The following is an 11,861-nucleotide window of genomic DNA, read 5'->3' on the forward strand; positions in this document are numbered from 1 at the left end:
AAGGGGACTATAGCTCAGCGGTAGAGCGCTCGACTCATAATCGAGATGTCGGGGGTTCGATGCACCCCTAGTCCCACCAATTACGAGCCAGGTAAGCCCAATTGAAAAGGGTTGCCGAAAGACTGGGTACAGCTAACGGGAACGCCAGGTGCGGCTCGACCGCCTTGATACCTCGCCAGTACAGCTTGTGACGAATGCACCACCCTAGCCGTTTAGGCAAATAAAGGGTGGGGGCATTCGAATAATTGCAATCAAATGCCAGTTGCCATTATTCGAATGCCTGGGGTTCGCCCTACGCATTACTGCGCCATCGCTTCCGTTGTCATGACGGTTGGAGTGTCTAGGCGAAAGGTACTTAAATCCGACGCAGCCCGTAAAGCTTGCGCTGAGGAATATCGGAGCCTGTACCAGGCATCGTGCAGTTCAGCGAGCGCTGAGCAAAATGATCGGTAACACCTTGTTCGCTTTCGATAGCGGAGAGGCCGATCCACCTGGCACACCGCTTGCGGATTGTGTCCCCGGACGTGAGTAACCGGGACGAATTCTTGCTTCAAGACCAAGGATTACACAGCAGCCAATAATAATAAGAAGAGGCGCTAATGAATACTCCTGTAGACCTGGTAATCACCTGGGTGGATGGGTCAGACACAGCCTGGCGCAAAAAGAGACACGAAAACACCGAGGGCAACCTTGCTGGCGTCTTTGAAACAGGCAATGTGGAAGGGCGTTATCGTGATAACGACGAATTGCGTTATCTCCTTCGCTCGATTGAAGAATTCTGGCCTTTCGAGGGCAGGATTTTTCTCGTGACGGACAACCAGCGTCCCGCGTACTTGGTCGAGCATCCACGTGTTCACGTGGTGGATCACTCCGAGATTCTCGACCCGCAGTACCTGCCAACGTTCTCTTCACGAGCCATTGAGTCGGCACTTCACAAAATTCCTGGACTTGCAGAGCACTTCGTCGCGTTCAACGACGACGTTTTGTTGATGCGCCAAGTTCAGTTCGATGACTTTTTCGCAGGCGCCGGTGCAACTGTCCATCTAACGGACGAAGCCATTCCGGAAGACCTTGGTGTGAAGAACCTGACGGGCCATAACGATACGATCATGGCTTACAGGTGGGGCAAAGAGCACTTCGGTGTGGCGCCCATCGACCGATTCGTCGCGCATACTCCAAAGGGGATCAGAAAATCCTGGATGGAGGAGTTGGAACATGACCATCCGGAGATGTTTCACACCACCCGGAGCGAGAAATTTCGGGCTTTGGGTGCCCATAGCATCCTGGCCAACATTTACCCGGTGGATTGCGTAGGCAAAGGCCGTGCTCAGATCCGCCGAGACGAAAGCCTGTATTTCTTTACGGATGACGTCGAGTTTCAAGACATGACGGTTGAAATGCTGTGTGCTTTGAACCAAAAGCTGTCCGTGTGCATCAACGACACCACTGACAATCGTGATGATGTTGATCTGATGCGCACGCGTCTACAGGATCTTTACCAGCACTGCTTCCCAAGACCTTCTGGTTTTGAGTTCAGGGCACCACAGCGTGTGCGCTCGAATCACCGTGAAGTCGAACCGCAGCTGTAGCAACGATTAAGCCGGTTCAACCACTGGTTTCGATAATCGACCAACCCTGAGGATGCACCCGTGATTGAAGGAACGTTTTTGTTTCTCGCCGCTTACCTGTTGACCTGGCAGGCACTGGTGATTGTGCTGTTGTTGGGTATCGCTTTCGAGCATGCAGGCAATCGTAAAAGTGCTGTTTTCACCGGTCTTGTCGCGATGGCAATCAGTTATTTCTATTTCGACATTCCGTTCAGCACCATCTGGGGATATGTGGTCGCTTACTTTGCGGTCGGTGTGGTTTGGAGCTTCTTGCGCTACAGGCGGTACGTTGGCGTCATGGTCAAGTCTCTTGAAAAACGCACGTGGCGTACTCAGGAAGACAAAGACAAGGCGATCAACAATCTGGCCCCAAGCAACAACCTGGAGCGCATCACCTCCTGGATCATTGTTTGGCCATTCTCTGTGATCGAAAACTCCCTGGGCGACATCATCACCGCTATCCAGTCGCTGGTGACCAGGGTATTCAAGGGCATTTACTACAAAATTTTCATGGCTCAGACCGAAGCTTTGCGTAATCGTGAGGAGCCTGTCGAAGCGTGGACGGGAACCGGAGCAGGCAACAAACAGCTCGAATAACATTGTGATAAATTGCCAAAGTGACCTGAATGGTTCAGAATCATAGGGGCACAACAGTATTCGCCGGTATAGCTCAGTCGGTAGAGCAGCTGACTTGTAATCAGAAGGTCGCGGGTTCAATTCCTGCTGCCGGCACCACTTTTGGGTTGATCTTCAGCACTAGCCAGGCGAGAGCCGGGGCACTACGCCGGGGATCAACCTGTTTTTATTGGTCATTTACGACTGTTTGAGGATTCTTGGCCCCAGAGCCAAAAGCTAGGGGACTCCACGATGCCTCATTTTGTTTTTTCAAGAATGGTCGCGTTAATCATTGCCGCACTTGCCGCATTTCTAACCATCGGAATAACCCTTGGTTGGTCAGCGGCATTTGCCATCGCTTCGCTTGGATTCTTTGCTCGGTGGTGCCAGAGGCATCGGCGGGATTTGAGAGCAAAAAAGACAAAGCAGGGGATATCAGGAGCTGTTCGCCTGAAGCCCAGGGATTCGTTGTAAAGTAAGTTTTCGCGCAGCTGGTGGAATTGGTAGACACGCAACCTTGAGGTGGTTGTGCCCAACGGGCGTGGGGGTTCGAGTCCCCCGCTGCGCACCATTTTCTGTTTTACATCATGTAGTTGTGTGATGTTTCTCAAGAAATCATGAAGTTTATTGGATCGATTTTCTCTAGGAGTGATGACGCATGTGGTTCAAAAACCTACTGGTATACCGACTGACTACAGACCTCGAGCTAGACGCAGAGGCTTTAGAAACCGCGCTGGCTACAAAACCTGCTCGTCCATGTGCGTCGCAAGAGCTGACGACCTACGGTTTCGTAGCCCCGTTCGGCAAGGGTGAAGATGCTCCACTGGTGCATGTAAGCGGCGATTTCATGCTGATCTCGGCCCGCAAACAAGAGCGCATCCTCCCAGGCGCAGTCGTCCGCGACGCGCTGAAGGAAAAGGTCGACGAGATCGAAGAGTCCCAGCAGCGCAAGGTGTACAAGAAAGAGCGTGATCAGATCAAAGACGAGATCATCCAGGCTTTCTTGCCACGCGCTTTCATTCGCAACAGCTCGACGTTTGCCGCCATCGACCTCAAGAAGGGTCTGATCCTGGTGAACTCGGCCAGCCCGAAAAAAGCAGAAGACTTGCTGTCCACCGTTCGTGAAGTGCTCGGCACGCTGCCTGTCCGACCTCTGACGGTGAAGATCGCGCCGTCGGCCACTATGACCGAGTGGGTCAACACTCAGAAAGCCGCAGAAGATTTCTTCGTGCTGGACAACTGCGAACTGCGTGATACCCATGAAGACGGCGGCATCGTACGTTGCAAGCGTCAAGACTTGACCAGTGATGAGGTGAAGAACCACCTGGACACCGGCAAGGTCGTGACCCAGTTGTCCCTGGCGTGGACGGACAAACTGTCCTTCAACCTCGACGACCGCATGAACATCAAGGCCATCAAGTTCGAAGATCTGATCATGGATCAGGCTGAACAAGACGGCGGCGACGATGCGTTGAGTCAGCTGGATGCGAGCTTCAATCTGATGATGCTGACCTTCCGTGACTTCCTGCCGGCGCTGATGGAAGCACTGGGCGGGGAAGAGGCGCCACAGGGCATCTGAAGCCCATTGGGGCCGTTGTAAGCGATTTTGGCTGCACCCGTGACCACGAAAACTGGAACGGTCTTCAACGCCCTGTTGAGCGCGTACGAAGGCAAGTTTATGAGTAGCTGGAACAGCCGGGTGCAGTTCAAATGGGTGGCAACCCCTCCATAGAAGTGCTTGCGCTTCGTAGTCCTCACGGGCTGTGGTCGGGCTGCAGAAGCGTCGTCATGCGTGTTCGAGAACCCTGACACTACGGAATAGACGTGTAGGCAAGCCAAAGCCGTGATGAGGCCCGTAGCGTGAGCGGGCGAAGGGTTGGCCTTGAATCCGACCAGATCACTTCACATCGCGTTGTGAGGTGGCCCTGGAGAGCATTCTGCGCGGGCAGTCTGTTGTCCAGGCCATACCGGTTAATCAGCTTGGTGAGGAAAAGCCAGCCTTGCTCCGCAAGGAGGGTCGATTCTCTCTCGCGTAGCCGCGTGTCGCCTGAGCCGAGTAGGGCGCAGGTTCTCAAGGGTGGAACTCACCCGATTTGGCTAGTAAAATTGGCCAGCTTCAACACGGGGCACGGCAACGTCAGCATCATGGAGGGCAGGGTCATCATCAGACACTGGGCAATTTATGATCAATAAATGCTTGGGTTGTGGGGATGTGCTGCAGTTGTGTGCATTGATATTCATCATCCGCTTGGCGGTGTACACAGGAAACGATCATGGGTGTTTACAACCCGTTAGCCCGGTTACTTCCAGAGAACTACCGCACGCCGGAGGTAGAAGCCAAACACACAGCGTTGTTTCGAACGCAGTGCCTGGACATCTTTACTGAAAAGCCAGAGCAACAGGCCATTTGGCCTGTGATCGAGGAAGTGACCGCGCCTGAGCCCACGCTGGAGCAGGAACTGATGGTTTTTACCAAGTGGTTGGTAAATTAGCTGATTCTACAAATGACCGCCCTAGGGCGGTTTTTTTATGCCTTGAATTTAGGTTCGTCTGCCGTCAATCGCGCACCATTTTGTGCTATCTCATTGATATATCTATTGTTAATCCGATTTAATGCGATGAAAAAACACTTGTTGACATGATGTCAATTCATACATAAAATTCACCCAACGAAGCCCAAAAGGCCCGTACACAAAGCTCCAGAAGGCTGCAAACACACCAGTTTGCCTCTTCCATGAGAACATTCGGTACGGGTAAGATGGCGCCAATCGGCAATTGTGCGTTATTGATTAAGGCGCACAAACAACTCGGCAATAGGGAATCACGAATTTGAACATCGTTCTTCGCAAGAGCCTTCTGGCTGTCTCAATCGCGATGGCTGCCGCATCTCCAGCCATGGCGACCAACCTGGTCAACAGCACTATCGCCCTGAACGGCGGTAGCAACTTCTACGTGAACCAGAAGGGTGCCATTGAAGTTCAGAGCACCGACTTCGACTCGATCCGTATCACTGGCCAATATGCCGGCGATTCCGACGGCATCTCGCTGAAAAGTGTGAACGTGGTTGGCGACATCGCCAACGAAGCCAATGTTAACTCGGACGACTTCACTGGGGTAAACTACCCAGCAGCGTTCGAAGTCGGCAGCGTCGATTTGAACGACACCATCTGGGGTCGTCCGTCGCAAGTGGGCGGCAACGTTACCAACACCGCCAATCTGATTGCTCATGGCATCGGCGCCAGTGGCATGACCGTTCGCAACACCCACGTTGGCGGCGATGTCATCAACTCGGGTGCATTGAGCATCTCCGGTCGAAATGAACAAGCTCCTGCACGTGGTATTGACCTGAACCGCGCTACCGTAGCGGGCAAGTTTGCTAACGACGGCGACGTCAAGCTGCAAGGCTGGCATGGCGCCGGCCTGAACTTCACCAACGGCACCTCGGTCGCCGGTGAAGTGAGCAACTCTGCCGAAGTCTCCGTGTTTGGTACCAACACTGATGGTGTGCACGTCGAGAACTCCAGCTTCGGTGGTGATTTCATTAACACCGGCGTCATCATTGCCCACGGCGACAATGCCGATGGCATCGACTTCGATGACCAGTCAACACTGAAAAGCTTCGTGAACCGGGGCTTTGTCAATGGCCTCGGCGCTAACAGCGTTGGCGTCCGTGTTGATGGCGCTACCCTCGCCGGTGGCATCGAAAACTACGGCAGCATTTTGGGTGAGACAGTCGCCATCAATGTGGAAGGTTTTGGCTTGACACCAGCCGCCGCAGACATCAGTCCGAACTTCCAGATCAACAACTACGGCACGATCTCCTCGAACGAAACGGCTATCGACGGGCACGAGCACACTGATCTGAACTGGAAAGGTGGTGGTATCGCCGGTGAGCTGCTGGGCCTGTCGAAGATCACTGTGACCGGGGACGTTGGTTTCGCTGGTAAGCGCATCGAAGCCAACCAGGGCTTGCATATCGCATCGGACGGCACTTTGAACATGGCTAGCATGAACACTAGCCTGGACGGCGACCTGACGGTCAACACCGGTGGTACATTGGGCCTGCCAATTTTCGAGGAAACCACTGATGCGGCGATCCTCACCGTCGATGGTACCGCCAAGTTTGAAAGCGGCTCCAACGTGAAGGTCATCGCCCAGGGTCGTGACTTCATCGAAGGCGGTCGTGAATATCGCCTGCTGACCGCCAACGTCCTGGAAAACAAAGGCGTGGGTATCAGCTCCAACTCGGCGGTACTGCAAGTAACCAACGTTCGCGCCAACGACACCGAACTGTTCGTGACCGTAGCGCCGAAGAAGGCTGAAGAAGTAAAACACGTAATTGCTCTCGGTGGCGGTAACGCCAACACCCAGCGTGCCGGCGCAGCTTACGTCAACGCGGCTACCGAACTGGCCAAAACCAACCCGAACGACACCGTTCTGGCCGCTCTGATGGCCGCTGGTGACGACGTCGAGGCGGTCGCCCGTATCACCAAGAAGCTGTCCCCAGAAGTGGGCGTAGGCGGTACCAAGGCTGCTCTTACCGGTCAGCAAATGGTGTCCAGCGCAGTTGGCACCCGCATGAGCAGCGTTCGTCAGGGTATGTCGTCGGGCGAAGGTGTTTCTGAAGTCGGCGGTTGGTTCCAGGCGCTGAATAATGACTCCGACCAGGACAAGCGCGACGGCATCGACGGTTACAACGCCAAAGCCAAGGGTTTCTCCCTGGGTGTCGACGGTCAGCTGACCGAAAGCACCGTGCTCGGCCTGGCCTTCAGCACCATCAACACCGACGTCGACGCAGATGACGGCAACCATACGGATGTCGACACCAACGCCGTCACTGGCTATGGCAGCTGGACTTCCGGTCAGTTCTTTGTCGACGGTAGCCTGACCTATGGTCAGAACCGTAACCACTCCAAGCGTGAAATCGTTGCCGGCGCTACCGCCAAGGGCAACTACGACAGCGACATGCTGGGTATGAACGCCCTGGCTGGTTATGCCTTCGACATCCACAACGGCATGATCGTGGAGCCTCGCGTTGCTGCACGCTACAGCCGCGTCAACATCGATGGCTTCACCGAAAAAGGTAGCTCGTCGGCGAACCTGACCACCGGTGAGCAGCGCATGGAAGTGGGTGAACTGGGTGCCGGCGTACGTCTGGCTGGTCAGTTCGAAGTGGCTGGTGGCGTCCTGGAGCCAGAAGTTAAAGCCATGGCTTACCATGACTTCATCGCGGACAGCACCAACAGCACGTCGACCTTCGTCCTGGGCGGCAACTCGTTCGTCACCACCGGCGCTTCGTCGGCCCGTGACAGCTATGAACTGGGCATGGGCGTCAGCTACCGCAAGGAAGCTGTCACCGTTGGCCTGGGCTACGACCGCCTGACCAAAACGGGTTTCGAAGCTGATACCCTGACTGCGAAAGTGCGTTACGACTTCTAATCCCTCGGGATGGATGGTCAACAACCCGCCCTGGTGGCGGGTTGTTTCATTTGAGCTTTCTGAAAATACGGAGTAAGCGATGCACGACATCCGCGATCTGTCCGACCTGATTACCTTGCTGGCCGAACAGCCAGGCACGTCGCTCCAACTAAGCATTCATCCCGAGGTGCAGAAAAGCCTGGCAGGTTGCCTGGAGCTTGGCGTCAGCCATATTGTGCGTTTCGATTCCATGGCACTAGCGCCACGAGCACTTATGGCAATCGCCGAAAACCCCGGTGTAGTACCGAGGCAGAAGGCGTTTGGTAAGGATTTTCAGAATTACTTCAGAGAATCATCTGGGGATGACATGACATTCATCAGTGTTTGCAGGGGGCTGCTGGTGGAGGCACTAGACTGGGTCGATCAATACCCGCGATCAGCTCGATTTCAGGCTATTTATTCGGATCTGGAAGCCATTTCGAAGACTGATTTAGAGAGTGTTAGAGCGCCGATCAGCTACGTGCAGGAAGTTGTTGATTGGCTTGATCTGATCCAACGAAATCGCCCAAACGACTGCGCCGAAGATCTGAGGCAGGATGTCGCTGCCCACAACCCCACTGGTTTGAAACCAAAAATTGTTCAGCCCGGCGCTTATCGGTAAGATTGTCGGATAGAGCACACGTTTTGATGTCAGATTGACACAAGGTGACCTATAGCCTAGACTTATACTGTAAATTGACGCTGTATCTGCACGCCAGGAAGAAACGAAAATGAAAGCGAAAACCCGAAAGGAAGAGAGTCGGGCGAAGTCGATGGTGATGGTGCCGCTGTACGCCCAACGGGTGGTGCAAGACAAGTCACGGTTCCGTCGCAAGCCTAAGCATGCCAACACACGCCATTTTGAGGACTGATCATGACAACTCGTCGAACACTCACGACACTAACGAAATCAGGGCTAGTGGCCCTTTTTTTGTGGGTGCTGAGTGGCTGCCAGTCTACTCCCAATGATGGGGTGGGCCGGTCTTCGGCATTCGGCGATTTCATGCAGTCGGTGACGCCTTATCAAAAGCTCAAGACTTTTGCCGGCGAGCACGCTGGTGTGGTGTTTGCAGCCGCTGGAACGCCATTCAACTTGACCGGCGTTGCCCAGGCTGTCCGCCATAGTCCTGATCACGGCGATGCGAGCGTAATGACCGTTTACATCGAAGGTGATGGACGCGCCTGGCTTACTTCAAGCATTCCGAGCAAAGACCCATCTCCTCGCAGCTTCATGATGGTGCAGAAAGCCCTTGATGATAGTCAACCAGCGGTGTACCTGGCCCGCCCGTGTCAGTTCCAGAAGATAGAAGATCCTGGCTGCAATTCTGCGCTTTGGACATCTGACCGATTTTCTACAGGTGTTGTTGCCGCCTACAACCAGGCCTTGGATCAGTTGAAGCGACAAAGGGGTGTGCAACATTTCAGGTTGGTCGGCTACTCAGGCGGAGGGGCAGTGGCCATGGCGTTAGCTGGCCAGCGGCAGGACATCGAGCAAGTCGTGACCATCGCCGGAAATGTCGACCCACTGGCCTGGATCGAGCTTCACAACCTTACGCCCCTGGGAGATCTGGTAAACCCTCTGGACTTCGCAGCCAGGTTGTCGAGCGTTCCGCAACGCCACTATGTCGGTGCGAAGGATAAAGTCGTACCTCCAGTCCTGGCTAAGGCTTTTGTCCAGAAAATTGAGGCCCGCTGCGCAGACATCGTTGAAATGCAGTCATCCCATGAAGACGGGTGGGGGACTCTGTCCGCTGCGGAGCTGGATAGGCCAATTGTCTGCCATTAAGGTCAATCGATGAGCGCCACGCTGCCCATTGGAGCCCGCACGCCTGTGCCTTGTCACCTTGGTGAGTCCAGTGTGCCGTCAAACAGTTTCATTGATTATCAATCGCTGGAGCTGATGCTGGATACGGTTTGCCCTCAAGCTTTCGCGTTTATGGCTCCAGGGCGTGAACACTTGCGCTTCTCGACTGCGAGCGTGCAGGACTTTGTCGGGGTCTTCCAGGTATGTCTATCTCCATCACTTGAGTCCTATGGGAGCGCCATCAATATGCTTCAGATGGTGTTGCCGGCTGTGCTTGAATTGCGCGACTTTGGTAAGCTCAAGCACCCGCTGAACATGCACACCTTCTCGAAATTGTTGTGGATCGATGAGTTGAAGGAAATCGTGACTCATGTGGATTTGAGTGTTCAGGCTCGGTCTTCTTTGAGCGCTTACCTTAAGGCTTGCGATGACAAACCCGGCATGGCTTCGGGCGGTGGGCTGGAAATGTTGGCGGGAGATCATTTTGGTCTATTCCTCGGTGACAGGATTACGCAGTCCAGTGTGATGAGGGTCTGGAGCCAGATTGTTGACGAGTATCTGTTCAGCAGCGCCAACCGACTGCAGGTGGTTGGGAGTCGCGACGGTGGCTCCACTTATCGTAGAGCCGTTCGGGATTACGCCAACCTGGCTGACCAACTTCCGTACGTAGAGGAAATGAAGCTGATCTTTTTCCTAAGGGCAGCGGGGGTGAACTCGGCTGATTTTCTGCCCTATTTTAGTTTGGCGGCTCGAGCGGCGGTGTTTTCCGAGGACTTAGGTCTGTAATATCATCCATGTACGGTAAGGCTCTATTGCAATACTTCCAAGTCAGATGTCGACTGCACGAATTTACATTCGCGTCAATTCATGGTATATAATCCACTGGTACACGACCTACATTTCACCGCCTGTATTTAGGCTGTGGAATCATTTAGGCCTAGAGGTATTGAGACTGGCAAGGACTGTTCGGCTCAGGAGTTCAGGCTATACGTTCAAGGAGCCTTCATCATGCTGGATCTTGCCGCAGCGTTCATCACGCTAACCACCTTTCTCACCTACCTAAACTATCGCTTTCTGCGCATGCCGCCTGCTATTGGCGTGATGGTTACAGCCTTGCTTCTGTCGCTCGGGCTGCAGATCGTTTCGGCCATGGGCTACCCGGTACTTGAACTGCACATGCAGACCCTGATCGCCGGTATCGACTTCAGTCAAGTTTTGATGACCTGGTTCCTGCCAGCGTTGTTGTTCGCCGGCGCCTTGCACGTCGACCTCAATGACTTGCGCAGCTACAAGTGGCCGATTGGGCTGCTCGCAACGTTTGGCGTTTTGATCTCAACCGGCGTTGTTGGCGTGCTCTCGTATTACATGCTGCATTTCCTTGGATGGAATATCAGCATCGTTTACTGCTTGCTGTTTGGTGCGCTGATTAGCCCTACAGATCCGATTGCGGTGATGTCCATTCTGAAAACTAGCTCGGCGCCAAAGCCGCTACGAGCCACGATCACCGGCGAAAGTCTATTTAACGATGGCGTCGCGATTGTTGCGTTCTCGATTTTGATGGGCATTCTTGTACTTGGGCACACCCCAACCGTGGGCGACATTACTACGTTGTTCCTCAAAGAAGCCGTTGGCGGCGTGGTCTACGGTGTGGTGCTGGGGACGGCTGGCTTCATGCTCCTGCGCACCATTGATCAGCACCAGGTGTCGGTACTGTTGACCTTAGCGGTGGTGTTTGGTGGTTCGGCCTTGGCCGCGAAGCTCCACGTGTCATCGCCAATTGCCATGGTGGTGGCTGGCCTGATCATTGGTAACCACGGACGTAACCTGGCGATGTCGGAAAATTCCCGTCGCTACGTGGATGGCCTCTGGGAGTTAGTCGACGACATACTTAACACTTTACTGTTCGCGTTGATCGGTTTGGAGCTGTTATTACTACCATTCACCTGGGTGCATATTGCAGCTGGCCTGATTCTCGCGGTCGTTGTTCTGCTGTCGCGTGTACTGACCGTTGGGCCGGCGATCCTGTTGATGCGTGCTCATCACGGAGGTGATCGTCAGATCGCCAAAGGAACGATTCGCACGTTGACCTGGGGCGGCCTGCGGGGCGGGGTATCCGTGGCACTGGCGCTGTCCTTGCCGCTCGGTGAGCAGCGTGACCTGGTGCTGACGCTGACCTACATCGTCGTGTTGTCGTCGATCCTGGTTCAAGGTCTGACCATCGGTAAGCTGGTGAAGCTACTGTTTGGCGAGAAGAAGCCAAAGGCGATCCCAGAAAATCTCTGATCTGCAGTAGCTCAAGAAATAAACCCCGCGAAAGCGGGGTTTTTTGTCAATAAATGGCAAATCCTGTTGGACGGCAATTCGATCCCTAGGTATAT

10 protein-coding genes and 3 tRNA genes are annotated in these 11,861 nt (G+C 54.2%); all 13 read left to right on the top strand.

Features of this window, described 5'->3' with window-relative positions:
• Positions 1 to 3: 3 nt before the first annotated feature.
• The 13 genes from NQL71_RS30205 (at position 4) to NQL71_RS30265 (ending at position 11,766) form a co-directional block, all read left to right on the top strand.
• Positions 4 to 79: transfer RNA gene (locus NQL71_RS30205), tRNA-Met, on the top strand.
• 520 nt (positions 80 to 599) lie between these two features.
• Positions 600 to 1,589 carry a stealth family protein gene (locus NQL71_RS30210; RefSeq protein ID WP_274644535.1) on the top strand — a complete coding sequence of 330 codons (990 nt, stop codon included), beginning with the start codon at positions 600 to 602 and terminating at the stop codon, positions 1,587 to 1,589.
• Between the two features lie 60 nt (positions 1,590 to 1,649).
• Positions 1,650 to 2,204 (top strand): hypothetical protein, encoded by a 555-nt coding sequence (locus NQL71_RS30215; RefSeq protein WP_274644536.1) that lies wholly within the window; start codon positions 1,650 to 1,652, stop codon positions 2,202 to 2,204.
• A 62-nt stretch (positions 2,205 to 2,266) separates the two neighbouring features.
• A tRNA-Thr gene (locus tag NQL71_RS30220) sits at positions 2,267 to 2,342 on the top strand.
• A 365-nt stretch (positions 2,343 to 2,707) separates the two neighbouring features.
• A tRNA-Leu gene (locus NQL71_RS30225) sits at positions 2,708 to 2,793 on the top strand.
• Between the two features lie 87 nt (positions 2,794 to 2,880).
• A complete protein-coding gene (gene rdgC / locus NQL71_RS30230) occupies positions 2,881 to 3,801 on the top strand; it encodes a recombination-associated protein RdgC (RefSeq protein WP_274644537.1) in 921 nt (306 codons plus the stop codon).
• 694 nt (positions 3,802 to 4,495) lie between these two features.
• Entirely contained in the window at positions 4,496 to 4,714 is a 219-nt protein-coding gene (locus NQL71_RS30235; protein ID WP_274644538.1) for a hypothetical protein, read from the top strand.
• A gap of 337 nt (positions 4,715 to 5,051) precedes the next feature.
• Complete coding sequence (locus NQL71_RS30240) at positions 5,052 to 7,661, top strand: autotransporter family protein (protein WP_274644539.1); 2,610 nt, start codon at positions 5,052 to 5,054, stop codon at positions 7,659 to 7,661.
• A gap of 79 nt (positions 7,662 to 7,740) precedes the next feature.
• Entirely contained in the window at positions 7,741 to 8,301 is a 561-nt protein-coding gene (locus tag NQL71_RS30245; protein ID WP_274644540.1) for a hypothetical protein, read from the top strand.
• 109 nt (positions 8,302 to 8,410) lie between these two features.
• The gene (locus tag NQL71_RS30250; protein ID WP_274644541.1) at positions 8,411 to 8,551 is read left to right on the top strand and encodes a hypothetical protein; all 141 of its coding nucleotides are present in this window, start codon (positions 8,411 to 8,413) and stop codon (positions 8,549 to 8,551) included.
• Positions 8,552 to 8,553: 2 nt separating this feature from the next.
• Positions 8,554 to 9,465 carry an alpha/beta fold hydrolase gene (locus NQL71_RS30255; protein WP_274644542.1) on the top strand — a complete coding sequence of 304 codons (912 nt, stop codon included), beginning with the start codon at positions 8,554 to 8,556 and terminating at the stop codon, positions 9,463 to 9,465.
• A 9-nt stretch (positions 9,466 to 9,474) separates the two neighbouring features.
• Entirely contained in the window at positions 9,475 to 10,269 is a 795-nt protein-coding gene (locus tag NQL71_RS30260; RefSeq protein WP_274644543.1) for a hypothetical protein, read from the top strand.
• A 222-nt stretch (positions 10,270 to 10,491) separates the two neighbouring features.
• A complete protein-coding gene (locus tag NQL71_RS30265) occupies positions 10,492 to 11,766 on the top strand; it encodes a cation:proton antiporter (RefSeq protein WP_274644544.1) in 1,275 nt (424 codons plus the stop codon).
• The last annotated feature ends 95 nt before the right edge of the window (positions 11,767 to 11,861 follow it).

Origin of the sequence: Pseudomonas serbica (assembly GCF_028823535.1) — a bacterium.
GTDB lineage: Bacteria > Pseudomonadota > Gammaproteobacteria > Pseudomonadales > Pseudomonadaceae > Aquipseudomonas > Aquipseudomonas serbica.